Here is a 24,448-nt window from a genome sequence, read left to right as displayed (position 1 = left end):
ACCCGACTGCAGGTCAAGGGATGGATCAGCTCGTGGAGTCGTCCCCGCCACCGGCCGCGGTGTCGTCGCCGCCGACGGCCTCGTCGGACGTCGGCGCCGGAGCGTCGACCTCCTGGTTGGCCGTGGGCAACAGGTCACGCAGGACGGTGCCCGTGATGCGCCGGAACGTGCGACGCGGCCGGGCCCGGTCGAGCAGGGCCACCTCCAGCGCGCTGACCCCCAGCACCCGCGGTGCGGCGGTGCCACCGTTGGCGCTGGTGCTGCTCGGGGCCGCACCCGGAGCCGCACCGGCCTGCAGTCCCTCCACCGCGATCGCGATGGCCTCGGCCAGCCCGAGCCCCGGCTGGTAGATCTCCTTGAGCTTCGCGCTGATCGGCTCGGTGGTGCCGCCCATCACCACGAACTGCGGCTCGTCGGTGATGGAGCCGTCGTAGGTGATGCGGTAGAGCTGGTCGGCATCGGAGGTGACACCCACCTCCGCGAGGCACAGCTCCACCTCGTAGGGCTTCTGCTGCTCGACGAACGCCGAACCGAGCGACTGCGCGTAGGCGTTGGCGAGCATCCGGCCCGTGACGTCGCGCCGGTCGTAGGCGTAGCCACGCACGTCGGCCATCCGGATGCCACCGGTGCGCAGGTTGTCGAACTCGTTGTAGCGACCGACGGCGGCGAAGCCGATGCGGTCGTAGATCTCCGAGACCTTGTGCAGCGCGCTGGAGCGGTTCTCCGCGACGAACAGCACGCCGTCGGTGCAGGTCAGGACCACGACGCTGCGGCCGCGGGCGATGCCCTTGCGGGCCAGCTCCGACCGGTCGCGCAGCAGCTGGTCGACCGATGAGTAGAACGGCATCGTCATGGCTCAGCCCCCCGGGTTCTCGGTACGGCCGGCCACGACCTCGCGGACCACGGCTTCGATCTCGGCCTCCGGGCGACGGACCGCGCCCTCGGCACCGGTGATGCTGACGACCACGGGGAAGATCCGCCGCGTGAGGTCGGGTCCACCGGTGGCGGAGTCGTCGTCGGCGGCGTCGTAGAGCGCCTCGATCGCGGTGCGCACCGTGGTGGGCAGGTCGGCGGCGTGGTCGTAGCGCTTCTTCAGCGCCGACTTCGCGAACACCGAGCCCGATCCGACGGAGTGGTAGCCGCCCCACTCGTCGTAGCGGCCACCGGTGGCGTCGTAGGTGACGATGCGGCCGGCCTTCGACGGCTCCGCATCGGTGTCGTAGCCCACGAACAGCGGCACCACGACGAAGCCCTGCAGGGCCGCGCCGAGGTTCTGCTGCACCATGCCGGCCAGCTTGTTGGCCTTGCCGTCGAGCGAGAGCGACACGCCCTCGGTCTTCTCGTAGTGCTCCAGGTCGACGGTGAACAGGCGCAGCATCTGCAGTGCCATGCCGGCGGCACCGGCGATCCCGACCGCCGAGTACTCGTCGGTGACGAACACCTTCTCGATGTCACGCTGGGCGATGACGTTGCCGGACGTGGCCCGGCGGTCGCCCGCGATGACGACGCCCTCGGAGTAGGTGAGCGCGACGATCGTGGTGCCGTGCGGGATGTCGAGCGGGTGCCCGGCGCCCGCCCCGAGGTGGCGTGGTGCGAGCCCCTCCGGAAGGCGACCGGGCAGCAGCTGAGGCGCGTGCACGGCGAGGAAGTCGGTGAAAGACGACGGACCGGGCGCGAGGTACGCGCCCAGCCCGGACGGGGTGACCGGCGGCCAGGACTCCATGGTCAGGTGCGTGCCTCTCCTCGTGCGCGTGCGGTCTGGCGGGTAGAGCGGGTGCCGGAGCGCCTGCTGCTACTCGCCACCCTTCTGGACGTAGGCCCTGACGAAGTCCTCGGCGTTCTCCTCGAGGACGTCGTCGATCTCGTCGAGGATCGTGTCGACGTCCTCGCCGAGCTTCTCACGGCGTTCCTGCCCGGCCGCTGCCGCGTCGGAACCGCCCTCGTCGTCTCCGCCGCCGCCACCCTGGCGCTTGGTCTGTTCCTGCGACATCGGTCCTCCTCCTCGCATCCGGTGCCGGCCGCTGCGCACCCGCGCGGCATCCCGGAACCCGATACATGAACAGTACCCAGCCGATCGGCGACACGCCCGCCGTTGCGGGGTTGCGCCTTGGCGAGTCGCAGGCTGAGACGGGGTTTCTCCCGCCCTCAGCCCCGGGTGAGGGCGGTGACGAGCTCCTCGGCCGTGCGCGAGTTGTCGATCAACTCACCCACGTGCTTGCGGGTGCCGCGCAGGGGTTCGAGGGTGGGGATGCGCACCAGCGACTCGCGGCCGAGGTCGAAGATCACCGAATCCCACGACGCCGCCGCCACCTCGGTCGGGTAGCGCTCCAGGCACCGCCCCCGGAAGTAGGCGCGGGTGTCCTCCGGCGGGTTGTGCATGGCGTCGAGCACGTCGTCCTCGGACACCAGCCGCTTGATCGAGCCCCGCGTGGCGAGACGGTTGTAGAGGCCCTTCGCCATGCGGACGTCGGTGTACTGCAGGTCGACGAGGTGCAGGCGCGGCGCGTCCCAGGTGAGGCCGTCGCGCTCGCGGTAACCCTCCAGCAGCCGCAGCTTCGCCGTCCAGTCCAGCCGGTCGGCGGTGCTGAGCGGATCGCGGCCGAGGTCGTCGAGGACCTCGCCCCAGATCTGCAGCACCTCCGCGGTGGCGTCGTCGACGTCGGCACCCATCGTGTTCTCGACGTGCTTCTGGGCCTTCTCGAAGTAGGCGCGCTGCATGTCCAGGCCGGTCATCTTGCGCCCGTCAGCCAGGTCGACGAGCACCTTGAGTGACGGGTCGTGGCTGATCCGGTGCACCGATCGCACGGGCTCGGAGAGGCGCAGCTCGTCGAACCGCACCCCCTTCTCGATCATGTCGAGAACGAGCGCGGCCGTCCCCACCTTCAGGAGAGTGGAGTACTCGCTCATGTTCGCGTCGCCGATGATGACGTGGAGGCGGCGGTACTTGTCGGCGTCGGCGTGCGGCTCGTCGCGGGTGTTGATGATGCCGCGCTTGAGCGTGGTCTCCAGCCCGACCTCGACCTCGATGTAGTCGGCGCGCTGCGAGAGCTGGTAGCCCGTCTCGTCACCGGACGCGCCGATGCCGACCCGTCCCGCCCCGCACACGACCTGCCGGGTGACGAAGAACGGCGTGAGCCCGGCCACGATCGACGGGAACGTGGTCTGGCGGGCCATCAGGTAGTTCTCGTGGGAGCCGTAGCTCGCACCCTTGCCGTCGACGTTGTTCTTGTAGAGCTGGATCCGCGGCGCCCCGGGCACGGTGGCCGAGCGCATCGCGGCCTCCTCCATCACCCGCTCCCCCGCCTTGTCCCAGATCACGATGTCGCGCGGGGTGGTGACCTCCGGCGTGGAGAACTCCGGGTGGGCGTGGTCGACGTAGAGCCGGGCGCCGTTGGTGAGGATGACGTTGGCCGCACCCAGGTCGTCGAGCTCGTTGTCGGTGTTGGTGTGCAGCGTGGGGGCCGACAGGTCGAAGCCACGGGCGTCGCGCAGCGGCGACTCCACCTCGTAGTCCCAACGGGCGCGGCGCGAGCGCGGGATCTCCTGCGCGGCGGCGTAGGCCAGCACCACCTGCGTGGAGGTGATGACGGGGTTGGCCGTGGGGTCGCCCGGTACCGAGATGCCGTACTCGATCTCCGTGCCCATGATGCGGCGGGCGGTCATGAACGACCCTCATGCGAGCTCATGGGTTGAGCCTATCCGCAGCACCCGCAGCGGGCCGGGGAAGATGGGCAGGTGGGTGCCGCCGAGGAGATCATCGCCGTCTACGACCCGTCCGGCAGCGTCATCGGTTCGGCCGAACGGGGTGTCGTCTACCGCGACGGGCTGTGGCACGGCGCCACCGGGGTGCTGCTGCGCAGTGTCGACGGCGAGCGGGTGCTGCTGCACCGCCGCACGGCCGACAAGCTGATCTGGCCGGGACTGCACGACTGCTGGGCGGGCGGGGTCATCGGGCCGGACGAGTCGATCGAGGCCGCGGCCCGCCGCGAGCTGGCCGAGGAACTGGGCGTCCGCGGCGTGCCGCTCACCGCGCTCGAGCACTTCGCGTTCGACGCCGCCGGGGTGCGCTGCCACATGTTCACGTTCGAGACCCGCTGGGACGGACCCCTGTCCCTGCAGCCCGAGGAGGTCGCGTGGGCCGGCTGGGTCACGCTCGACGAGCTGCGCGCACGGCTCGCCGCCCCCTCCCGCTGGCCCTTCGTGCCGGACGGGCGGATGGGGATCGACAGATGGCTGGCCCGGCGGGGCCCGGCGACACCGGCAGTATCGATGCCTCCGAGCTGCTGACGGCTGGGGGCCGGTGGGCTCGCCCGCCGGTCAGGGGGTGGCCGACCCCACCGCGCCGCTCCCGGCGACACCGTCGCCGACGGCGGGCCACAGCGGCGAGTCCGTCAGGTGGGCCACCAGCGTCTCGCTGATGTCGCGCAGCGCCGTGACCTGCTCCGGTGACAGCGCGTCGAACAGCAGCGCCCGCACCTCCTCCACGTGCCCCGGAGCGGCCTCCTCCAGCCGGGCCATCCCGGCGTCGGTGAGCTCGCAGTTGGCTCCACGGCGGTCCGAGGGCGCGGGCACGCGGCGCACCCAGCCGGCCTCCTCCAGGCGCGCGACGGCATGGCTGAGCCGGCTGCGTGACGACAGCGACGTCGAGGCGAGCTGGCTCATCCGCAGCGTTCGGCCGGGCGCTTCGGAGAGGCGCACCAGGATCTCGTAGTACGCGTGCGGCAGCCCGGCGCACTGCTGGAGCTGGCGCTCGACACCGTCGAACAGCAACCGGTTGGCGGTGAGGAAGCTGCGCCAGGTCCCTTGTTCGTGCGCGTCCAACCATCGTGTCGCCGACACAACACACCTCCAGGAATAGTTGAACCCTCAACACGTTTCAGCTAGTGTCCCTCTCAACACCTGAGAGTTCAACAAAACCTGCGGAGGTCCTCCCCATGACCACAGCGACACAGATCCCCGGCTACATCGCCGGCACCTGGGACATCGACGCGGTTCACTCCGACGTCTCCTTCTCGGTCCGCCACATGATGGTGAGCAAGGTACGCGGTCGGTTCGCCACGTTCAGCGGCACGATCGTGACCGGCGCGGACATCACCGCATCGGAGGTCAACGCGACGATCGACGCCACGTCGATCAGCACCGGCACCGACCAGCGTGACGAGCACATCCGCTCGGCCGACTTCTTCGAGGTCGAGAAGCACCCGACCTGGACGTTCGCCTCCTCGGCCGTGCGCGCCGACGGCGACGACTACGCCGTCGACGGTGAGCTGACCATCAAGGGCGTCACCCGCCCGGTCACCCTCAAGCTCGAGCTGGGCGGCTTCGGACCCGACGCCTACGGCGGCACGCGCGCCGGCTTCACCGCCACCACCACGATCAACCGCAGCGACTTCGGCGTCGACATCGCGATGCCGCTCGACGGCGGCGGCGTCGTCGTGAGCGAGAAGGTGCAGATCCACCTGGAGATCGAGGGCGTGCTCCGCGCAGCCTGACCGACCGGCCTGATCCCCTGATCAGGACCCCGCACGAACGGCACATCCGGTGACCCCGGAGGTGCCGTTCATGCGTTGGGGCAGTTGCTCGGGGCCTACCCTGGCCCCGTGACCTACCGCGAGCTGCCCGCCCCCACCGCCCTGCGCGGTGCGGTGGAGTGCTGCTGGGTCGCCGAGGTCGGGCCCGGGGAGCCGGCCCAGCTGCAGCCGGTGCTGCCCGACGCCTGCATGGATCTGGTCTGGACCGGTTCGGCGCTGGTCGTCGCAGGCCCCGATACGCGTGCCCATCCGGTGCGTCGCGAGCCGGGGGTGTGCTCGGCCGGGCTGCGGTTCGCCCCCGGCATGCTGCCCGCGTTGCTGGGCGTCCCGGCCGAGGCGCTGCGCGACGAGCGGGTGCCGGTCGCCGACCTGCACCCGGTGCTCGCCCGCGACGCCATGGCCCGCCTCGAGTACGGGGCCGCACCGGCCGCTGCGCTCGCCGGGCTGGCGATGGCCCTACCCGGCGAACCGGCCGGTACCGAGGTGCGAGCCGCTGTCACGCGCCTCGACCGTGGTGAGACCGCGGCCGAGGTGGCCGACGCGCTGGGCTGGACCACCCGCTCCCTGCACCGCCGCAGCCTGGCGGCGTTCGGGTACGGGCCCGCCGTGCTGCGGCGGGTGCTGCGCTTCCGCCGCGCCGCCGCGCTGCTCCACGGCGGCGTCGCCCTCGCCGATGCCGCCGCCATCGCGGGGTACGCCGACCAGCCGCACCTGTCACGCGAGGTTCGCGCGCTCGCGGGCGTGGCGCCGAGCCGGCTGAGCCGAAACCCTCACCCCAGCGGGGCGAACAGGTCCACGCCGTTGCCGTCCGGGTCGCTCACCGTCGCGTAGCGCTGGCCCCAGAAGGCGTCGAACGGCGCCAGCACACCGGGATGCCCCGCCGCCACCACCGCGGCGTACAGGGCGTCCACACCGGCGGGGTCGGGCAGGGCGAACGCCAGCCCGATCCGTCCCGCGCCGGGGACGGCCCGCCACTCCGGGTGGAACGAGCGGATCGTCGACTCCGTGTCGAACGCGAGCCGCAGCCCACCCGCGATCCCGACCTCGACGTGCGGTTCGCCATCGGCGTCGGCGGGGATGTCGAGCCCGAGAGCGCGGTAGAAGGCCAGCGACTTCGCCATGTCTGCGACCACCACTCCGACCACGTCCAGGCGTGCTTCGATCCTCATGGCACCCACGCTAGGGCCGCGGGTCCGCACCGTCGTGAACGGATCGGACACCGGACGACGACGGCCGGGGCCCGCGCTCCGCAGAGCGAGGACCCCGGCCGGTGCCGGACTGACGAACCTAGAGGTACTGGCCCGTGTTGGAGGCCGTGTCGATGGCGCGACCGGTCTCGGTGTTCTTCCCGGTGACGAGCGTGCGGATGTAGACGATCCGCTCGCCCTTCTTGCCCGAGATCCGGGCCCAGTCATCGGGGTTGGTGGTGTTGGGCAGATCCTCGTTCTCGGCGAACTCGTCGACGATCGCGTCGAGCAGGTGCTGCACCCGCAGGCCGGGAGCCCCGGTCTCGAGCACCGCCTTGATCGCCGACTTCTTACCACGGTCGACGATGTTCTGGATCATGGCGCCGGAGTTGAAGTCCTTGAAGTAGAGCGTCTCCTTGTCGCCGTTGGCGTAGGTGACCTCCAGGAACCGGTTCTCCTCCGTCTCGTCGTACATCCGCTCCACGATCCGCTGGATCATGGCGTCGATGCACTCCTTGCGGTTGCCGCCGAACTCCGCGATGTCGTCCGCGTGGATCGGCAGCGTGTCGGTGAGGTACTTCGAGAAGATGTCCTGGGCCGCCTCGGCGTCCGGACGCTCGATCTTGATCTTGACGTCGAGCCGGCCCGGCCGCAGGATCGCCGGGTCGATCATGTCCTCACGGTTGGAGGCGCCGATGACGATGACGTTCTCCAGGCCCTCGACACCGTCGATCTCCGCCAGCAGCTGCGGCACGATCGTGGTCTCGACGTCGGACGAGACCCCCGACCCACGGGTCCGGAAGATCGAATCCATCTCGTCGAAGAAGACGATGACCGGCGTACCCGCCGACGCCTTCTCCCGAGCCCGCTGGAAGATCAGGCGGATGTGCCGCTCGGTCTCACCGACGAACTTGTTGAGCAGCTCCGGACCCTTGATGTTGAGGAAGAACGCACGCCCCTCCTTCGGGTCGTCGCCCCGGATGGCCGCTATCTTCTTGGCCAGCGAGTTGGCCACCGCCTTGGCGATGAGCGTCTTGCCGCAACCGGGCGGGCCGTAGAGCAGCACACCCTTCGGGGGCCGCAGCTCGTACTCCTTGAACAGCTCGGCGTGCAGGAACGGCAGCTCCACCGCATCGCGGATCTGCTCGATCTGCCGGAACAGGCCACCGATGTCGGAGTAGTCGACGTCGGGCACCTCCTCCAGCACGAGATCCTCGACCTCGGCCTTGGGAACCCGCTCGTAGGCGTAGCCCGCCTTGCTGTCGACCAGCAGCGAGTCGCCCGGCTTGAGCGGCACGAAGTCGATGTGGTCGGCCGGCAGGGTGAGCGGGGCGGCGAGCCACACCACCCGCTCCTCGTCGGCGTTGCCGACCACCAGCGCCCGACCGGCGAGGCCGTCGACACCGGGATCGGTGAGGACCTCACGCAGCGAGACGACCTCGCCCACGCGCTCGAACTCACCGGCCTCGACCACCGTGAGCGCCTCGTTGAGCCGCACCGTCTGGCCGCTCTTGAGCTCCTCGGTGGACACGGCCGGTGAGACCGCCACCCGCATCCGCCGACCGGAGGTGAACACGTCCACCGTCTCGTCCGGGAAACGGGCGAGGAACACGCCGTAGCCGCTGGGCGGCTGCGCGAGGCGGTCGACCTCCTCGCGCAGCGCGATCAGCTGACCGCGCGCTTCCTTGAGTGTCTCGGTGAGCTTCTCGTTGCGAGCGGAGAGCTGCGCGAGGCGGCTTGCCGCTTCCGCCAGACGCTGCTCCAGAACGCGCGCTTGGCGCGGCGACTCGGTGAGCTTCCGGCGCAACAGCGCCACTTCCTCCTCGAGGAAGCGGAGCTGTGCGGCGGCTTCTGCGGGCGAAAGCTCCCCGTGATCACCTGGTTCACGCCTGCCGGGACCGTCGTAGGGGTTCACGGCATCCTCCCTCCGTGTTCCGTTTCCATACGGTACCTGCGATTGCCGACAACAGCCGTGCGGCGAACCGGTGATCCACCACTCAGCCTGTCGGCACCTTGACGCTGTGGCATCGTCGGTGATTCGTGACAGCCTACGAGACCGACTGCTCCGGATGCGGTCATCTGCTGGTCGGTCTGCGTTGCGGACGTGGCGGCACCACGCCGTCGGCCAGCCGCCGAGCCGTCACCAGGAACGCGGTGTGCCCCTGCATGCGGTGGTCGGGTCGCACGGCGAGCCCGACGACGTGCCACGGCCTGACCAGGCATTCCCACGCCTGCGGCTCCGTCCAGCACTGCTGCCCACGAAGGTCTTCGACGAGCCGCGACAGCTGCGTGGTGGTGGCGACGTAACCGACGATCACCCCGCCCGGGATGAGTGACTTCGCCACGGTGTCGAGCTGTTCCCATGGTGCCAGCATGTCGAGTACGGCCCGATCGACCGGTTCCGCCACGCCGTCGTGAGTGGCGAGATCGGCGACGCGCAAGGACCAGTTGGGTGGCGTGCCGCCGAAGAATTGCTGCACATTGCGCTCCGCATGCGGAGCGTGGTCGTCGCGGATCTCGTAGGAGATGACGCTGCCGGTCGGTCCGACGGCCTGCAGCAGCGAGCAGGTGAGTGCTCCGGAGCCCGCACCGGCCTCCAGCACGCGGGCTCCGGGGAAGACATCGCCCCACATCAGGATCTGGGCCGCGTCCTTCGGATAGATCACCTGGGCGCCCCGCGGCATCGACAGCACGTAATCGGCCAGGCGCGGACGCAGCGCGAGGTACGGCGTGCCCGTCGGGGAGACGACGAGACTCCCCTCCGGGTTGCCGATCAGGTCGTCGTGGCGCAGCCCGCCGCGGTGGGTGTGGTACTCCGCCCCGGCCTCGAGCGTGACGGTGTAGTGCCGCCCCTTGGGGTCGGTGAGCTGCACCCGGTCGCCGGGGCGGAACGGGCCGCCCCTGGCAGGCACGGGAACGTCGACGTTCGGTGGGGTCTCGGACACGATCGGCAACGCTAACGGTCCGCCGGTCGCCGCCGCGGGCCGGGCCCAGTGATCATCTGCTCGGATGCTCAGGTCGGGGTGTCGAGCAGCAGCCACTTGCCCGCGATGCGGGTGAGCATCGAGGTGGTGACCGAGCGCTGGTCGTTGTAGGTGGACGACCAGGCGACGGTGGCGGTGTCGCCGGCGACGTCGACCTGCTCGATGTGGCTGCTGCCGAGGATCGCGTCGGCCCGGGTGGCCCCCGCCGGGTCGGCGTAGATCGCGGTGAAGGCCTCTTCGCAGGTGGCAGCCGTGACCCCGCTCTGGGTCCGCAGGTTCTCCTGCAGCTTCGCGACGGTGGCGGGGGCCGCGAGGGTGCACGCCGTCGTCCAGTCCCTCGTCAGCAGCGCCATGTGGTAGCCGAGGAACGCGGCCTCCACGGCGCCGGCGTCCCCGGTGCGCGTGCCGGCGGCATCGGGAGCAGCAGCCGGGCCGCCCGTCGGCGCGCCCGTGGCGGACCGGGGTGCCCCGGCCCCTGCCGCCGGGGCCGCGTTCGGGATGCCGGGCACCCTGCTGCCGCAGGCGGTGAGCGCGGCTCCGAGTGCCACGACCGCGATCGCGGCGCGAAGGGTCTTCACTGTCCGGGACGCTAGCGGGATGACCGGTGGTTCCCCCGGCCGGGGTGGCCCGTCACTGTCGGTGCCGCCGCCTACGCTCCGAAGCGTGATGAACACCCCCGGCACAGCGCTCGACGTCGCCGCCGATGACGCTGCAGCGGTCCGGCCGCGGCGGCGCCCGGCGCTGTCACCGTCGCGGGCCGGGGATTTCAAGCAGTGCCCGCTGCTCTACCGGTTCCGGGCCATCGACCGGCTGCCGGAGCGCTCCACCCGCGCGCAGGTCCGCGGCACGCTCGTGCACGCGGTGCTCGAGCGGCTCTACGAGCTGCCGGCGCCCGACCGCCTGCCCGCGGCGGCCCGCGATCTCGTCGCGCCCGCGTGGGAGGCCATCCGGGCCGAGTACCCCGCGCTGCTGGGTGAGCTGTTCACCGATGCCGACGATCCCGCGCTGCCGGCGTGGCTGGAGTCGGCAGGCGCGCTGCTGGAGTCGTACTTCCGGCTCGAGGATCCCCGCCTGCTGGAGCCGGAGTCGCGGGAGCTGCTGGTGGAGACCGAGCTCGCGTCGGGCGTGCTGCTGCGCGGCTACGTCGACCGGCTCGACGTCGCCCCCGACGGGCAGCTGCGCGTGGTCGACTACAAGACGGGCACGGCACCCCGGGAGGTGTCGGAGGCGCGGGCGCTGTTCCAGATGAAGTTCTACGCGCTCGCGCTACTGCAGCTGCGCGGCGTGGTGCCCGCGCAACTGCGCCTGCTGTACCTGGCCGACGTCGAGGCGCTCACCTACGAACCCGACGAGGAGGAGCTGCGCCGCTTCGAGCGCACGCTCGACGCGATCTGGCTGGCCATTCGCACCGCAGGCGAGACCGGCGACTTCCGGCCCAACCGCGGCCGCATGTGCGAATGGTGCAGCCACAAGGCGCTCTGCCCGGCATGGGAGGGCACCCCACCGGCCTACCCCGGCTGGCCGCAGGAGCAGCCCGGCGAGGAGACACCGGCCGATCGCGCCTGAGCGCGCGTGCTCAGGCGCGCCCGTTCAGCGGCCGAAGTTGGTGCCGTCCACCGCGCGGCAGGACCGGATCTCCGAGGTCAGGATGGCGCGCGCACCGAGCGTGGCGAGATCGTCCATGACCTTGTTGGCGTTCTGCTTGCGCACCATCGACCGCACGCCGTACCAGCCACTGTCCGACAGCGGCGCCACCGTGGGCGCCTGCATGCCGGGCGTGATCCGCTTGGCCTGCTCGAGCACCGACTCCGGGCAGTCGTAGTCGACCATCAGGTACTGCCGCGCGTAGACCACACCCTGCAGACGCGCCGAGAACACGCCCTTCTCGGCCTTGGTCTCCGCCGACTCCTCGCGGTCGGGCCGGGGCTCGCGCTCGATCAGCGTGGCCTGTGACTCCGCGATCGGGTCGCCGAACGCGGCCAGCCCGTGCTGGCGCAGCGTGCGACCCGACGACACGACGTCGGCGATGGCGTCGGCGAGGCCGAGCTGCACCGAGATCTCGACGGCGCCGTCGAGCTTGATGATGTCGGCGCGGATCCGGCTCCGCGCCAGGTGCGCCCGCACCAGCCGCGGGTAGGAGGTGGCGATCTTCTTGCCCTCGAGGTCGCCGAGCTTCCACTCCCGGCCGTCGACGCCCTCGGCGGGTGCGGCGAAGCGGAACTTGGAGTTGCCGAAGCCCAGCTCGATCACCGGGCGCACCTGGCTGCCGGACTCGTCCATCAGGTCGGCGCCCGTGATGCCCAGGTGCAGGTCGCCGGAACCGACGTAGGTGGCGATGTCCTTGGGCCGCAGGTAGAAGAACTCGATCTCGTTCTCCTCGTCGAACATGCTGAGGTCACGCGAGTCCGAGCGTTGCCGGTAGCCGGCTTCCCGCATCATCGCCGCAGCCGGCTCGGCGAGAGTGCCCTTGTTCGGGAGTGCGATGCGGAGCATGGCGGAACTTTCTCCTCGGTAGTGCTGTGCGAAAGTGCTGTGCGACCGATCAGAGGTACTTGTAGACGTCTTCGAGCGTGAGGCCGCGGCCCAGCATCAGCACCTGCAGCCGGTACAGCAGCTGGGAGATCTCCTCGGCGAGCTCACCGTCGCTCTCGTGCTCGGCGGCCAGCCACACCTCGCCGGCCTCCTCGAGCACCTTCTTGCCCTGCGCATGGACGCCGGCGTCGAGCGCAGCCACGGTTCCCGAACCCGCCGGCCGGCTGGCGGCCCGCTCGGTCAGCTCGGCGAACAGCTCGTCGAACGTCTTCACCTGCGTATCTCCTGCCATCGCGTGGTCTCTCGGCCTTCAGTGTCGGCTCCCGCGCGCGTCGCCTCGGCATGCACGTGCGGGTCGTGCTGCCTCCGGCAGCCGCGATGCGCCGGATGGCAGGTCGCGACGGCCCGGGCAGCTCCCGTGAACGGTCATTACCGCCACGAGAGGACTTCGTACAGGGACAAACGGTCTCATGCCGGTCACGGTTTTTCCGCGCGAGAGCTCGACATCCGGCGAGATCGCACTCTATCGATCATGCAACGCGCTCGGCGCGCGACTCCACGTAGCTCGAACGGATGTCGTCGGGGCGCAGCCCGACCAGCGAGGCGCGCAGCACGAGGCCGGGCGCGGTCGCCACCTCGACGTCGCACGGCACGACGAGCACCGAGGCACCCGCCCGCTGTGCGGCCAGCGCGCCGGTCGGTGAGTCCTCGACGGCCAGGCACTCCGACGCCGCGACGCCGAGCAGCTCGGCGGCGCGGAGGTAGGGGTCCGGGTCGGGCTTGCCGCTGCGCACCTCGTCGGCGCAGACCGAGACGTCGAAGTGCTCGCGGCCGATGCCGTCGAGCGCCCGTTCGGTGAGGGACCGCCAGGTGTTGGTGACCAGCGCTGTCGGCCAGCCTGCGGCCCGGACCATGCGCAGCGCGTCGAGCGCGCCGGGCCGCCACTCCAGCCCCTCGGCGAACAGATCGGCCGTGCGGTCGGTGAGGAACCGCTCGGCCGCCGCCAGCCGCTCGGGATCGTGGGGCAGCCCCAGGTCGTCGAACAGCATGACGAGGGTGCGCGTCATGTTCGACCCGACCATCGCCTCCCGGGCCGCGGGACTGAGCTCGCCGCCCAGCCACTGCGCGGCCTGCACGAGCGACACGGTCCAGACCTTCTCGGAGTCGACGAGAGTGCCGTCCATGTCCCAGAGGACCGCCGCTGGGGATTCAACCTGCATGGTGAGTACGTCGCCTCCGGGTGGTGGGCCACCAGCGCGTCGGTGGACTGCTCGGGCAGAGCGGCAGCACCTGCGACCATTCCACGCCGTTGCGTCCGGGACGGCGCCGGCCGACGAGTTTCACACGGTCCCCGGCCGTCCGGTCGGCGAAGTCGCCCCTCGCCGGGGGTGGCACCCGCCGCCGCGGGCGCCGCGCCCGTAGGCTGGACAGATGACCGATCGCGACCCGGAAACCGCAGCCGAGAGCGCGGAAAACGACGTGCCCCGCCTCGTCGACCCGGTGATGATCGCCGCGTTCGAGGGGTGGAACGACGCCGGCGAGGCCGCCAGCGCTGCACTGGAGCACCTCGAACTCAGCTGGGACGCCACGCCGCTGCTCTCGATCGATCCCGAGGAGTACTACGACTTCCAGGTCACACGACCGCACGTCCGGCTCTCCGGCGGGGTCACCCGCAAGATCGAATGGCAGACCACCCGGCTGTCGGTGGCCACGCTGCCCGGCACCGAGCGGCACGTGGTCCTGGTCAACGGCATCGAGCCGAACATGCGCTGGCGCACGTTCTGCCAGGAGCTGATCGGCCACATCGAGCGCCTCGGTGTCACGAAGGTGATCACGCTCGGCGCGCTGCTCACCGACACCCCGCACACGCGGCCCACGCCGGTCAGCGGCATCGCCTACGACAAGGAGTCGGCCAGCGAGCTGCGGGTCGAACTCTCCACGTACGAAGGCCCCACCGGCATCGTCGGCGTCTTCCAGAACGAGTGCGTCGAGGCCGGCATCCCGTCGGTGTCGTTCTGGGCGTCGGTGCCGCACTACGTGTCGCAGGCGCGGGTGCCCAAGGCCGCCGTCGCGCTGCTGCACCGTGTGGAGGAGGTCCTCGACGTCGAGGTCCCGCTCGGGGCACTGCCCGAGCAGGCCGAGGAGTGGGAGCGCACCGTCTCGGAGATGGCCGAGGCCGACGACGAGGTGCGCGAGTACGTGCGCCAGCTCGAGGAGCAGGCCGAGGCCGACGCCGACGTGCTGCCCGAGGCCGACGGCGACGCCATCGCCGCCGACTTCGAGCGCTACCTGCGCCGCCGCGGCACGGGCGGCGCGGGGAGCTGAGCACGCGCGAGCGCCTCGCCAGGGGCGGCATCTACGCGGGAGCGTTCCTCGGCCCGTTCGGCGGGGGCGTCACGGTGGCGATGCTGCCCGAGCTGGGCGCCACGTTCGGCGTGTCCGCGGGCACCGCGGCGGTCTCCGTCACGGCGTACCTGCTGCCGTTCGCGGCGATCATGCTCGTGTCCGGGACGCTGGGCGAGCGCTGGGGGCGCCGCCGCACCGTGGTGTGCGCCTACCTCGTGTACATCGTCGCGTCGCTGGCGTGCGTGGTGGCCTCTGCACTGCCGCTGTTCCTGGCCGCGCGGGCGTTGCAGGGCGCGGCCAACGCGTTCACGACGCCGCTGCTGCTCGTCGCGCTCGCGGGAACCGTCGCGCCGCAGCGCCTGGGGCGCGCGCTGGGCTGGTACGGGTCGCTGCAGTCCGCTGCGCAGACCTCGGCCCCGCTGCTCGGCGGGCTCGCCGCGGAACTGGACTGGCGCTGGGCGTTCGTCGCGGTGGCCGCGGTGGCGGCCGGACTCGCTGCCGTCGGCATCCCGAACGCGGCCACGCCGCCCACCGCCCGTCCGGCGCTGCGCACCGCGTGGCGACCCACCGTGCTGCGGATCGGGCTCGTCGCGGCGATCGGGTGGGGCTGCCTGTCGGGGCTGAACTTCCTCGTCGCGCTGCGGCTGGAGGAGGAGTTCACCCTGACCTCCGGCGCCCGCGGACTCGTGCTCACCGGGCTGGGGGTGGCGGGGCTGCTCACGGCCCGGCTGCTCGGTGGCGGCGTCGACCGGATCGGTGCCCGCCGCGGCATCCTCATCGGCACCGGGCTCGGCGTGCTGGTGGTGCTCGGCGTCGGGCTCGCCCCGACCGTCTGGATGGTCGGCGTGATCTGGATGCTGGGCGGGGTGGCCACCCAGCTCGTGCTGGTGGGTGTCAACGCGCTGGTCCTGCGTCCCGACGATCCGGAGAGCGCCGACCCCAACCCCACCGGCTCGATGTCGGTGGTGCAGGCCGTCCGGTTCGGGGGCAGCGCGCTGAGCCCGGTGGCGATCACGCCGATCTACCACGCCGACCCGCTGGCCGGATTCCTGCTTCCCGCCGCACTGCTCGCGGTGGTGGTGCCGGCGGCGCTGCCGCGATCGCGACCCGGATCGCTGCGGGGCTGATGGAGAGTGCCGGGCCGGTTCCGGGCCTGCGCCTCATGGAACCTTGTGGCTGTCCGGCCTCGGAGCGCTCAGACCGGCGCCCCCGAAGAACTGCGGCACCGGATCCAGACCGGCGAGCACGAGGTGTACCCGGATCCTCGATTCGGGTCGAACCTCTGCCAGCGGGTTGACCAGCGCGACCGCTCGGCGAGCCGCGACGATCCCCCGCTCGTTGCGGCCGGCGACGTAGGCGGCGAGCTCACCCCGATCGACCTTCTCCTTGCGCAGCACGGCATCGAGGTCCGCGACGGCATCGGGTAGCGGTCGATCCAACGCAAGATCGAGTGCCATCCGCAACGGGCTGGCGATGCGGACCGTTCCCCATGGCACGGACTCGTCCGCCTCGAGGTCGGTGCGCCGGAGATCGATCCCCTTTCGCGTGACCCGCCGGTCGAGCGGCGACACCACTTCCACCGGATCACCTGCCCTCGCCAGCGGGCAGCCACGGATGGTGGCCGCGGATCGGCCGGTGATCACCGCGTCCGGCGGTAGGACGAGCCAGGCCCCCTGGCATTGCAGTCATGGGGACGCCCCATCGGCACTGCCCGACGACCACAAGGTTCCATGAGGCGGCCTGAGAGCCACGAACCACAGCCACACGGTTCCATGAGGCGCACACAGCCACCGGCCGCCACGAACCACCGGGCCCCACGAGGCACCCAAGCCCCGCTCCCGACCAGACGAGTCCTAACCCGCCAGCACCGACAGCAAAGCCCGGGCGTAGGCCCGCTCCGCATCCGTGTCGATCTCGCGGACCTCGCGCCCGGCGACCTCGGTGACCACCGCGAAGCCGTCGCCGACCGGCTCCAGCCGCCGGAACCGGTCGCCGAGCAGATCACGCAGCTGTCCCTCGTACGGCAGCCAGACCACGGCCTCCTGCTCGAGGCTGTCGAGCGCCCACTCGGTGGTGCCGTTGAACCGGATCAGCCGGCCCGTCGGGGCCTCGTGCACGTCGATGGTGAGCTCGCTGACGACGAAGACGTCGGCGTCCATGTCGCGGTCGGCGATCACGAACCGGTCACCGGAGGACGGTGTCCACTCCAGCCCGGCGGCGCGCAGGCGCAACGCCAGGTCGACCGTGATCATCCGGGCGTCACCGCGTGCCTCTGCAGGTCGGCGAGATCCACCCACTCGAGGGTGCGGGCGTGGGTCGCCTCCAGCACCACCGACGGCGCCTTGCCGGCTTCGTGCGCCTCCACCCAGCGGTCGGCGCACAGGCACCACTGGTTGCCGGGTTGCAGGCCGGCGAAGCCGTACTCGGGATGCGGCGTGGACAGGTCGTTGCCCACCGACGCGCTGAACTCCAGGAACTCCGCGGTGACCCGGACGCACACCGTGTGGACGCCGGAATCCTCGCCGCCGGTGTCGCAGCAGCCGGTGCGGTAGAAACCGGTCATCGGGTCGGTGCTGCACGAGAGCAGCTCACCGCCGAGCACGTTGCGGGCCATGTGCCCCACTCAACCAGAACGGGTAGCCCCCGGCATGACTCCGACGCCACGGCTGAGCCCGGAACCGCCCCGGCGGCCCGGAATGCCCGATCTCGACCTCGGCATCCCGGTCCCCAGCACGTCCGGCTCCGCACCCACGACACCGGACGGCGAGGACGTCGAGGAGGCCGGGACGGGCGACGCCGAGCCGCCCGACCGAGCACCCCGCTAGAGGGCCACACCCAGCAGCGCGTCGAGCGCGTTGCGCACCAGCGCGGGCGCCGCCGCGTCGGTGCCCCGACGCTCGAGCGCTTCGGCCGCCCACGCGTCCACGGCGGCGAGCGCGGCCGGGGTGTCGAGGTCGTCGGCGAGGTGGGTGCGCAGGCGCAGCACGAGGTCGTCGGCGGCGGGGGCGGTGGCCAGGGACGTGGCCTCCCGCCAGCGCGCGAGCCGCTCCTGCGCCTGCTCCAGCAGCTCGGCCGTCCAGGGGCGGTCGGTGCGGTAGTGCCCGGCGAGCAGGGCCACCCTGATGGCGTTCGGGTCGACGCCCTGCGAGCGCAGCTTCGAGACGAACACGAGGTTGCCGCGCGACTTCGACATCTTCTCGCCGTCGAGGCCGATCATGCCCGAGTGCGCGTAGTGGCGGGCGAACGGCGCGACACCCGTGTGGGCCTCGGCGTGCGCGGCACCGCACTCGTGGTGCGGGAAGATCAGGTCGGAGCCGCCCCCGTTGAGGTCGATCTGGTTGCCCAGCCGGTTGAGGGCGATGGCGGCGCACTCGACGTGCCAGCCCGGGCGGCCCGCACCGAGGTCGGACTCCCACGACGGCTCACCGGGCCGGGCCATGCGCCACAGCAGTGGGTCGAGGGCGTGGCGCTTGCCGGGACGGTCCGGGTCGCCGCCCCGTTCACGCGACAGCGCGATCATCGTGGCCTCGTCGTAGTTCGACTCGTAGCCGAACCTGCCGGTGACCGTGGTGTCGAAGTACACGTCCGGGTACTCGTCGTCGTCGACGCGGTAGGCCGAGCCGCCGGCGAGCAGCTTGCCCACCAGCTCGGCGATCTCGCCCATCGCCTCCACCGCGCCGATGAAGTGGCGCGGCGGCAGTACCCGCAGCGCCTCCATGTCCTCGCGGAACAGCGCCGTCTCGCGCATCCCGAGCACCACCCAGTCGTCCTGGTCGCGCTCGGCGCGCTCCAGCAGGGGGTCGTCGATGTCGGTGACGTTCTGCACGTAGTGCACGTCGTGTCCGAGATCGCGCCACACCCGGTTGACCAGGTCGAACGCCAGATACGTTGCCGCGTGCCCGAGGTGGGTGGCGTCATAGGGCGTGATGCCGCAGACGTACATCGTGGCCTCGGGGCCCGGTGCCGTCGGGCGGATCCGGCCAGTGGCCGAGTCGTGGAGGCGCAGCGACGGACCGCTGCCACCGATCCGGGGGACGTCGACGGATGCCCAGGAATGCATGCGCACCAACTTACGCGTTGGGTCCCCACCACTCGGGTGCGAGTTTGCCCTCGATGTCGCGGACGTGGCGACGAGCACACTGCGGGCAGATCCAGCGCACCTCCCGACCAGGCTCCTGCTCACGCACCCAGGCCAGCGACGACGGGTCGTCCGGGGTCCGCTCGGCGGGGCACAGCGCGCAGGTCGGCATGATTCCAGTGTCGCTCAGCCGCCGAGTGGGCCAGTCGTTCTTGACCGGGCAGGCCGGGTCTGCGAGCCTCGTCAGCAGCAACTTAGACCAAACATCTAGTCCGGAGGTGCGCGTGTCGGTGAGCGGCGCGGTGATCGGGATCGACATCGGCGGGTCCAGTACCCGGGCGGTCCGGTCCGAGGCCGGGGTCGTGGTGGCGCAGTCGGACGCGGGCAGCGCCAACATCGCCGCGGTCAGCGTCGTGGAAGCAGGCCGCCAGCTCGGCATCGTCCTGGACGCCGTGGGTGTCCGGGACGTGGTGGCGGTCTGCGCGGGCGCCGCAGGCGCCGACTCACCGCACTCGGTCGGCATCATCCGCGACCTGATCTCCGCCTGCGTCCCCGGCGCCCGCGTACGCGTCGTCCACGACGCCCACCTCGTGCTCGCCGCGAGCGGTGCCGACGCCGGGGTCGCGCTGATCAGCGGCACCGGATCCGTGGCATGGGGCATCGGCCCGGACGGCCGCGAGTCCCGCGCGGGTGGCTGGGGCCACCTGCTCGGCGACGAGGGCAGCGGCTTCCACGTGATGCTGGAGGCGGTGCGCCACGCCCTGCACACCATGGACCGCGGTGAGCCGGTCGACGCACTCGGCCGCGCGGTGCTCGACGCCTGCGACCTCGACCATCGTGAGCAGCTCATCGACCACGTCTACGCGACACCCGAGAAGCGGTACTGGGCCACCCGCGCCGGTGCGGTCGCCGACCTGGCCGTCGCGGGCGACCCCGCGGCACGGGCGCTGCTCGACGCCGCCGCGGACGCGCTCGCCACGCTCGCCGGCACGGTCATGACGCGGCTCGGCAGCCCCGGCCCGGTGGTGCTCGGCGGTGGCTTCGCCGTGCACCAGCCCCTGCTCGTCCAGGGCGTTCGGGAGCGGCTGGCCGGCACCCCGGTGCACGTGCTCACCGCACCCCACGTCCACGGCGCCGTCCGGCTCGCCGAAGCGCTGCTACATCCCGATCTGGAGCACGCATGACCACGACCGCACTCCCCCCGGCCGCACAGCCCGGCGCACTGATGGCCGCCGAGATCGCCGAGCAGCCCGCCGCCTGGCGTCGGCTGCTCGTCGACGGCCCCGCCGCCGGTCTCGACCGGGCCGCCGCATTGATCCGTGAGCGTGCCCCGCGCATGGTGCTGCTCGTCGCCCGCGGCACCAGCGACCACGCCGCGCTGTACGCGAAGTACCTCGTCGAGATCGAGCACGGCCTGCCGGCCGGTCTCGTCTCCCCCTCCACGATGACGGCCTACGGCGCGCGCCCGGACCTGCGCGACGTCCTGATGATCGGCGTCAGCCAGTCGGGCGGCTCACCGGACCTGGTGCGCTCGTTGGAGGTCGGCCGGGCGCAGGGCGCGCTGACCGTGGCCGTCACCAACAACGCGGAGTCCGCGTTCGCGGCCACCGCACACGCCCACGTCGATGTGCTGGCGGGGCCCGAGCGGGCGGTCGCCGCCACGAAGTCCTACACGTCGCAGCTGCTCGCGCTGCACCTGCTGCTCGACCGGGTGCGCGGCGGCACGGGTGGCGCGGCCGCGGCCCTGCCCGATCTGGGTGAGGCGCTGCTCGCCCGCGACGGCGAGGTGGCCGAGCTGGCCAAGCGCTACCGCTTCGCCCAGCGGATGCTCACCACCGGCCGCGGCTACTCCTACCCGACGGCGCGGGAGGCCGCACTGAAGCTGATGGAGACCGCCTACGTCTCCGCGCAGGGCTTCTCCGGCGCCGACCTGCTGCACGGGCCGCTCGCGCTCGTCGAACCGCAGGTCCCGGTGCTCGCCGTGGTGGCCGACGGCATCGGCGGCCGAGCCATGGAGCCGGTGCTCGCGCAGCTCGCCGAGCGCCGCGCGGACGTGTTCTGCGTGGGCACCCCCGCAGCGGTGGCCGGCGCGGCGGCCGGTTTCACGCTGCCGTCGGGCGTGCCCGGCGAGCTGTCGCCGCTGCTGGAGATCCTGCCGTTCCAGATGCTGGCGCGCCACGTCACCGTCGACCGCGGGGGCGACCCGGACGCGCCGCGCGGGCTGCGCAAGGTCACGGAAACCCTGTGACCGTCCTGGCCGCCGGCGTCGTCGTCACCGCCGACCGGGCGGGCCCCGGTTGGGTCGAGATCGAGGGCGACCGGATCACCGCCGTCGGCGACGGCCGGCCGCCGGCCCCCGCCGACGTCGACCTCGGTGACGCCGTGCTGGTACCGGGGTTCGTCGACCAGCACGTGCACGGCGGTGCCGGTGCGGCGTTCACCGGCGGTGATCCGGCGGAGGCCATGCGCGCCGTGCGGTTCCACCGCGCGCACGGCACCACCACGATGCTCGGCAGCCTCGTGGCCGCGGGCCCGGCCGAGCTGCGCCGCGACGTCGCCGCGCTCGGCGAGCTCGTCCACGACGGAGACCTCGCCGGTGTGCACCTGGAGGGCCCCTGGCTCGCCGCGGCGCGCTGCGGCGCCCACGACCCGTTGCTGCTGCGCGACCCGGACCCGGCCGAGCTGGACGTGCTGCTGGGCAGCGGCGTCGTGCGGATGGTCACCATCGCCCCGGAACGCGACGGCGCCATCGACGCCGTGCGCCGGATCGCCGGCGCGGGTGCCGTCGCCGCCGTCGGGCACACCAACGCCAGCTACGCGCTCACCCGCACCGCCATCGCGGCCGGAGCCCGGGTCGGCACGCACCTGTTCAACGCCATGGCGCCCGTGCACCACCGCGAACCCGGTCCGGCGATCGCGCTCCTGGAGGACGACCGCGTCACCGTCGAGCTCGTCACCGACGGCCTGCACGTGCACGCCGCACTCTGGGAGCACGTGCTGCGCTCGGCGGGTGCCACCCGCGTCGCGGCCGTCACGGATGCGATGGCCGCTGCGGGGATGCCCGACGGTGGCTACCACCTCGGGGCGCTGCGCGTGATCGTCACCGACCGGGTGGCGCGCGTCGCGACGCCCGACGGCGATCCAGGGCCCATCGCGGGCAGCACCGCTACCGCCGACGAGCTGTTCGCCAACATCGTGCGGGCCGCCGCGCTGCCCCGCGCCGCGGCGCTGGTGCGGGCGGTGGCCATGACGGCCACGACCCCGGCCCGCACCCTCGGGCTGCGTGACGTCGGGGAGATCGCGCCGGGACGGCGGGCGGACCTGGTGGTGCTGGACCCGGAGCTGCGCGTGCGCGAGGTGTACCGGGCCGGCGTCCGGCTGGCCCCGGAGCCGCTGCCGGTGGCGCGCTGAGCGACGCCCGGCGCCCCAGGCTCACCCTTCGCGCGGCGATGGCAGGAAAGTCCGTCATGGCCTGCGGCCGCCATGAAAGACGAGAACCGGGACGTCAGCTGCGGATGGGGGCGTGCCCCGCGCTACGGCGCCCTCGCCGGGCCGGCAGATCAACAGGAGGGGGTGCGCGAGCCGCACGCCACGGCCCTGTCGATGACGCTGCGGTGCGGCTCGCGCGGATCATGCTCGCCGAGGCGCACAGGTGGGCCCGGCGTGGGGCGCTGCGGTGCGGGTGGGGTGATCAACGCTCACTGGTTCGGTGTTGACCATGACCCAGTAGGCGTTGATCTTCGTGCCGGTGGTCGAGCGCGCACTGGCTCATGATCCAACCGGAACCGGTGGGCGTTGATCACTCGCCCGGCGCGGCAGGCTCTCGCACAGGTCCGTCAGCGCCGCGTCCGGATGTAGTCCGACACCACCTCGGCACCCAGCCCGTCCAGCGTCGGGGCCACCACCCGGCCACCGCAGCGCTTGGCGATCCCGTCGACGAACGCGGCCAGCCGGGGGTCGTCGCCCAGTATGAAGAACGTGAACGACGCCCGCAGCCCGGTGATCCGGTCCAGCTCCGCAACGGTGGCGTGCAGCGTCTCGCGGCTGGGCGGGTAGTCGAAGACGGCGTTGCCGTCCGGCTCCAGGTGCGCGGTCGGCTCCCCGTCGGTGACGACCAGCACGACGGGCTGCGCGTCGGGGTTGCGGCGCAGGTGCTGCCCGGCGAGCAGCAGCGCGTGGTGCAGGTTGGTGCCCTGCTCCCAGGCACCGTCCAGCCCCACCAGCTCGCCCAGCTCCACCGTGCGGGCGTGGCGGCCGAACGTGATCAGCTTCAGGTCGTCGCCACGGAACCGCGTGGAGATCAGCTGGTGCAGCGCCAGCGCCGTGCGCTTCATCGGCACCCAGCGCCCGTCCTGCACCATCGACCACGACGTGTCGACGCACAGCGCCACCGCCGCGCGCGTCTTCTGCTCGGTCTCGACGATCTCCACATCCGTGACGTCGAGCCGCCGCGGGTCGCCGCCTGCCTGGCGCAGCTGCGCGTTGAGCAGCGTGCGGGGCACGTTCCACGCCTCGGTGTCGCCGAACGCCCAGGGCCGGGTGGCGCCGGTGGCCTCCGCCGACGCGCCGCTGCGGCGGGTGTCGCGCTCGCCGCGCCGCGCTCCGATCTTGTCGACGACGTCGCGCAGCGCCGACTCCCCCAGCCGCCGCAGCGCCTTGGGCGAGAGCTGCAGCGAACCGTCGGCCGCCCGCTCGAACAGGCCCTGGCGCTGCAGCTCGCGCTCCAGCTCCGCCAGCCTGCGCGCGTCGACCCTGGCCTCGTCGCCCAGGTGCTGGCCCAGCGACTCGAGGTCGATGTCCTCCATGCGCGCACCGGGGTAGCTCTGGGCGAGCTGCTCGGCGAGCGCGTCGAGCTGTCCGAGCTGCTCCATGGCGCGGGTGGCCTCGCCCATGCCCATCGGGTTCTCGCCGCGGAAGCGACCCTGGCCGTCCCAGTCCTCGCCTGGGCGCAGGCCTTCGAGCTGCGCGTCGAGCTGGGCCAGCGCCTGCGCGAGCCGCGGGTCGCCGAAGGCCTGCTGCGAGAGCTCCATCAGCTCGGCCCGCTGCTCCGCGCTCATCGAGTTCAGCATCCGCTGCGCCGCCGCAGCGCGCTGCGCGAGCAGGTCGATCAGCTGCTCGGTGTTCTGGGGGTTCTCCGGGAAGAACTCACCGTGCTTGGCCATGAACTCGCCGAACTGTGCCTGCGTGTCCTGACCGGCGGCATGGTCGGCCAGCAGCTTGTTGAGGTCGTCGAGCATCTCCCTGATGCCCTCGACGTCCTCGGGTGTGGCGTTCTGCATCGCCTGCTTCATGCCCTGGAAGCGCTGGTCCAGCAGCTCCCGGCCGAGCAGGTCGCGGATCTCCTCGTAGGCCTCGCGGGCCTCGGCGGACTGCCAGTCGTAGGAGTTGAGCTCGCGCACCGCGCCACCGGTGTCGGACGGCAGCGCGTCGAGCTGCATCTCCCGGAACCGGGCGTCGTCGGTGTCCTGGCGGCCCAGGCTGTCGCGCTCGGCGTCGAGGGCGCGTTGCAGCAGCTCCCGCACCTCCTGCAGCGTGCCGTCGAGCCGGTTCTCCCGCTGCAGCCTGCTGCGGCGCTGCCACACCTCGCGCGTCAGCTCGTCGAGCCCGCGCCTTCCCTCGTTCCCGCGGCGCAGCAGCTCCTGCAGCGCCGATCGCGGGGATGCCCCTTCCATGACGTCGCGGCCGATCTCGTCCATCGCCGACCGGAGGTCGAACGGTGGGGCGAGGGGGTCAGGGCCGTCGGCGTAGGGCCCGTACTGCACACGTCGATCTCGCCTTCGCACCCCGACA

Annotated in this window: 28 protein-coding genes; 10 read left to right on the top strand and 18 right to left on the bottom strand. The window is 72.0% G+C overall.

From position 1 onward, the window contains the following. Positions 1–25: 25 nt before the first annotated feature. The 4 genes from prcA to dop all read right to left on the bottom strand — a co-directional run bounded on the left by prcA (position 26) and on the right by dop (position 3,663). Positions 26–853 (bottom strand): proteasome subunit alpha, encoded by an 828-nt coding sequence (gene prcA, locus ACFPFQ_RS30125; protein WP_379624853.1) that lies wholly within the window; start codon positions 851–853, stop codon positions 26–28. 3 nt (positions 854–856) lie between these two features. Further along, a complete protein-coding gene (gene prcB, locus ACFPFQ_RS30120) occupies positions 857–1,723 on the bottom strand; it encodes a proteasome subunit beta (RefSeq protein ID WP_379624851.1) in 867 nt (288 codons plus the stop codon). 69 nt (positions 1,724–1,792) lie between these two features. Then, positions 1,793–1,990, bottom strand: a complete 198-nt coding sequence (locus ACFPFQ_RS30115; protein WP_379624849.1) for a ubiquitin-like protein Pup — start codon at positions 1,988–1,990, stop codon at positions 1,793–1,795. A gap of 155 nt (positions 1,991–2,145) precedes the next feature. Next, entirely contained in the window at positions 2,146–3,663 is a 1,518-nt protein-coding gene (dop, locus tag ACFPFQ_RS30110) for a depupylase/deamidase Dop (RefSeq protein WP_379624847.1), read from the bottom strand. A 72-nt stretch (positions 3,664–3,735) separates the two neighbouring features. On the opposite strand from dop, the gene ACFPFQ_RS30105 reads away from it, so the two are divergent. After that, on the top strand, positions 3,736–4,287 hold the full coding sequence (locus ACFPFQ_RS30105; protein ID WP_379624845.1) for an NUDIX hydrolase: 552 nt from the start codon (positions 3,736–3,738) through the stop codon (positions 4,285–4,287). A gap of 30 nt (positions 4,288–4,317) precedes the next feature. Here the strand turns inward: ACFPFQ_RS30105 and ACFPFQ_RS30100 are convergent, their stop codons facing one another. Continuing rightward, positions 4,318–4,839, bottom strand: coding sequence for a MarR family winged helix-turn-helix transcriptional regulator (locus tag ACFPFQ_RS30100; RefSeq protein WP_379624843.1), 522 nt, complete (start codon positions 4,837–4,839; stop codon positions 4,318–4,320). A gap of 95 nt (positions 4,840–4,934) precedes the next feature. Here ACFPFQ_RS30100 and ACFPFQ_RS30095 point away from each other — a divergent pair, with 95 nt between their 5' ends. Next, entirely contained in the window at positions 4,935–5,492 is a 558-nt protein-coding gene (locus ACFPFQ_RS30095; RefSeq protein ID WP_379624841.1) for a YceI family protein, read from the top strand. A gap of 108 nt (positions 5,493–5,600) precedes the next feature. Next, positions 5,601–6,362, top strand: coding sequence for a DUF6597 domain-containing transcriptional factor (locus ACFPFQ_RS30090; protein ID WP_379624839.1), 762 nt, complete (start codon positions 5,601–5,603; stop codon positions 6,360–6,362). On the opposite strand, the gene ACFPFQ_RS30085 is transcribed toward ACFPFQ_RS30090, so the two are convergent. The 4 genes from ACFPFQ_RS30085 to ACFPFQ_RS30070 all read right to left on the bottom strand — a co-directional run bounded on the left by ACFPFQ_RS30085 (position 6,302) and on the right by ACFPFQ_RS30070 (position 10,280). Then, positions 6,302–6,700, bottom strand: a complete 399-nt coding sequence (locus ACFPFQ_RS30085) for a VOC family protein (RefSeq protein ID WP_379624837.1) — start codon at positions 6,698–6,700, stop codon at positions 6,302–6,304. The genes ACFPFQ_RS30090 and ACFPFQ_RS30085 overlap by 61 nt on opposite strands. Before the next feature lie 118 nt (positions 6,701–6,818). Then, on the bottom strand, positions 6,819–8,633 hold the full coding sequence (gene arc, locus ACFPFQ_RS30080) for a proteasome ATPase (RefSeq protein WP_379624835.1): 1,815 nt from the start codon (positions 8,631–8,633) through the stop codon (positions 6,819–6,821). A gap of 160 nt (positions 8,634–8,793) precedes the next feature. Then, positions 8,794–9,663 (bottom strand): tRNA (adenine-N1)-methyltransferase, encoded by an 870-nt coding sequence (locus ACFPFQ_RS30075; protein WP_379624833.1) that lies wholly within the window; start codon positions 9,661–9,663, stop codon positions 8,794–8,796. Positions 9,664–9,731: 68 nt separating this feature from the next. Further along, on the bottom strand, positions 9,732–10,280 hold the full coding sequence (locus ACFPFQ_RS30070; RefSeq protein ID WP_379624831.1) for a hypothetical protein: 549 nt from the start codon (positions 10,278–10,280) through the stop codon (positions 9,732–9,734). A gap of 88 nt (positions 10,281–10,368) precedes the next feature. On the opposite strand from ACFPFQ_RS30070, the gene ACFPFQ_RS30065 reads away from it, so the two are divergent. Further along, positions 10,369–11,268, top strand: coding sequence for a RecB family exonuclease (locus ACFPFQ_RS30065; RefSeq protein WP_379625480.1), 900 nt, complete (start codon positions 10,369–10,371; stop codon positions 11,266–11,268). Positions 11,269–11,292: 24 nt separating this feature from the next. Here ACFPFQ_RS30065 and hisG read toward each other — a convergent pair whose 3' ends face one another. The 3 genes from hisG to ACFPFQ_RS30050 all read right to left on the bottom strand — a co-directional run bounded on the left by hisG (position 11,293) and on the right by ACFPFQ_RS30050 (position 13,454). Continuing rightward, positions 11,293–12,195 carry an ATP phosphoribosyltransferase gene (gene hisG, locus ACFPFQ_RS30060; RefSeq protein WP_379624829.1) on the bottom strand — a complete coding sequence of 301 codons (903 nt, stop codon included), beginning with the start codon at positions 12,193–12,195 and terminating at the stop codon, positions 11,293–11,295. A 49-nt stretch (positions 12,196–12,244) separates the two neighbouring features. After that, positions 12,245–12,508: a phosphoribosyl-ATP diphosphatase gene (locus ACFPFQ_RS30055; protein WP_379624827.1), complete on the bottom strand. Its 264-nt coding sequence runs from the start codon at positions 12,506–12,508 to the stop codon at positions 12,245–12,247. Between the two features lie 256 nt (positions 12,509–12,764). Next, positions 12,765–13,454: an HAD family hydrolase gene (locus ACFPFQ_RS30050; RefSeq protein ID WP_379624825.1), complete on the bottom strand. Its 690-nt coding sequence runs from the start codon at positions 13,452–13,454 to the stop codon at positions 12,765–12,767. A 211-nt stretch (positions 13,455–13,665) separates the two neighbouring features. Between ACFPFQ_RS30050 and ACFPFQ_RS30045 the strand changes: the two genes are divergently transcribed. Both ACFPFQ_RS30045 and ACFPFQ_RS30040 read left to right on the top strand, forming a co-directional pair. Continuing rightward, positions 13,666–14,559 (top strand): PAC2 family protein, encoded by an 894-nt coding sequence (locus tag ACFPFQ_RS30045; RefSeq protein ID WP_379624823.1) that lies wholly within the window; start codon positions 13,666–13,668, stop codon positions 14,557–14,559. Next, complete coding sequence (locus ACFPFQ_RS30040) at positions 14,556–15,707, top strand: MFS transporter (RefSeq protein ID WP_379625478.1); 1,152 nt, start codon at positions 14,556–14,558, stop codon at positions 15,705–15,707. The genes ACFPFQ_RS30045 and ACFPFQ_RS30040 overlap by 4 nt, the downstream gene beginning before the upstream one ends. 33 nt (positions 15,708–15,740) lie before the next feature. On the opposite strand, the gene ACFPFQ_RS30035 is transcribed toward ACFPFQ_RS30040, so the two are convergent. The 3 genes from ACFPFQ_RS30035 to ACFPFQ_RS30025 form a co-directional block, all read right to left on the bottom strand. Then, on the bottom strand, positions 15,741–16,160 hold the full coding sequence (locus ACFPFQ_RS30035) for a hypothetical protein (RefSeq protein WP_379624821.1): 420 nt from the start codon (positions 16,158–16,160) through the stop codon (positions 15,741–15,743). A 273-nt stretch (positions 16,161–16,433) separates the two neighbouring features. Further along, positions 16,434–16,832: a hypothetical protein gene (locus ACFPFQ_RS30030; protein ID WP_379624819.1), complete on the bottom strand. Its 399-nt coding sequence runs from the start codon at positions 16,830–16,832 to the stop codon at positions 16,434–16,436. After that, entirely contained in the window at positions 16,829–17,194 is a 366-nt protein-coding gene (locus ACFPFQ_RS30025) for a DUF2237 family protein (RefSeq protein ID WP_379624817.1), read from the bottom strand. The genes ACFPFQ_RS30030 and ACFPFQ_RS30025 overlap by 4 nt, the downstream gene beginning before the upstream one ends. A gap of 34 nt (positions 17,195–17,228) precedes the next feature. Here ACFPFQ_RS30025 and ACFPFQ_RS30020 point away from each other — a divergent pair, with 34 nt between their 5' ends. Beyond that, positions 17,229–17,405 (top strand): hypothetical protein, encoded by a 177-nt coding sequence (locus ACFPFQ_RS30020; RefSeq protein ID WP_379624815.1) that lies wholly within the window; start codon positions 17,229–17,231, stop codon positions 17,403–17,405. On the opposite strand, the gene mshC is transcribed toward ACFPFQ_RS30020, so the two are convergent. Together mshC and ACFPFQ_RS30010 are read right to left on the bottom strand one after the other, a co-directional pair. After that, the gene (gene mshC, locus ACFPFQ_RS30015; RefSeq protein ID WP_379624813.1) at positions 17,402–18,640 is read right to left on the bottom strand and encodes a cysteine--1-D-myo-inosityl 2-amino-2-deoxy-alpha-D-glucopyranoside ligase; all 1,239 of its coding nucleotides are present in this window, start codon (positions 18,638–18,640) and stop codon (positions 17,402–17,404) included. The genes ACFPFQ_RS30020 and mshC overlap by 4 nt on opposite strands. A gap of 10 nt (positions 18,641–18,650) precedes the next feature. Then, positions 18,651–18,830 (bottom strand): hypothetical protein, encoded by a 180-nt coding sequence (locus tag ACFPFQ_RS30010; protein ID WP_379624811.1) that lies wholly within the window; start codon positions 18,828–18,830, stop codon positions 18,651–18,653. Positions 18,831–18,948: 118 nt separating this feature from the next. On the opposite strand from ACFPFQ_RS30010, the gene ACFPFQ_RS30005 reads away from it, so the two are divergent. Genes ACFPFQ_RS30005 through ACFPFQ_RS29995 form a run of 3 tightly spaced genes read left to right on the top strand, consistent with a single transcriptional unit; the run spans position 18,949 to position 22,069 of the window. Continuing rightward, the gene (locus ACFPFQ_RS30005; protein WP_379624809.1) at positions 18,949–19,842 is read left to right on the top strand and encodes an N-acetylglucosamine kinase; all 894 of its coding nucleotides are present in this window, start codon (positions 18,949–18,951) and stop codon (positions 19,840–19,842) included. Then, positions 19,839–20,906, top strand: coding sequence for an SIS domain-containing protein (locus tag ACFPFQ_RS30000; RefSeq protein ID WP_379624807.1), 1,068 nt, complete (start codon positions 19,839–19,841; stop codon positions 20,904–20,906). The genes ACFPFQ_RS30005 and ACFPFQ_RS30000 overlap by 4 nt, the downstream gene beginning before the upstream one ends. Continuing rightward, positions 20,903–22,069: an N-acetylglucosamine-6-phosphate deacetylase gene (locus tag ACFPFQ_RS29995; RefSeq protein ID WP_379624805.1), complete on the top strand. Its 1,167-nt coding sequence runs from the start codon at positions 20,903–20,905 to the stop codon at positions 22,067–22,069. The genes ACFPFQ_RS30000 and ACFPFQ_RS29995 overlap by 4 nt, the downstream gene beginning before the upstream one ends. A 425-nt stretch (positions 22,070–22,494) precedes the next feature. Here ACFPFQ_RS29995 and ACFPFQ_RS29990 read toward each other — a convergent pair whose 3' ends face one another. Next, on the bottom strand, positions 22,495–24,441 hold the full coding sequence (locus ACFPFQ_RS29990; protein WP_379624803.1) for a VWA domain-containing protein: 1,947 nt from the start codon (positions 24,439–24,441) through the stop codon (positions 22,495–22,497). Between the last annotated feature and the right edge of the window lie 7 nt (positions 24,442–24,448).

Source organism: Pseudonocardia sp. GCM10023141, from assembly GCF_042653605.1.
This window is presented reverse-complemented; position numbering and strand designations above follow the sequence as displayed.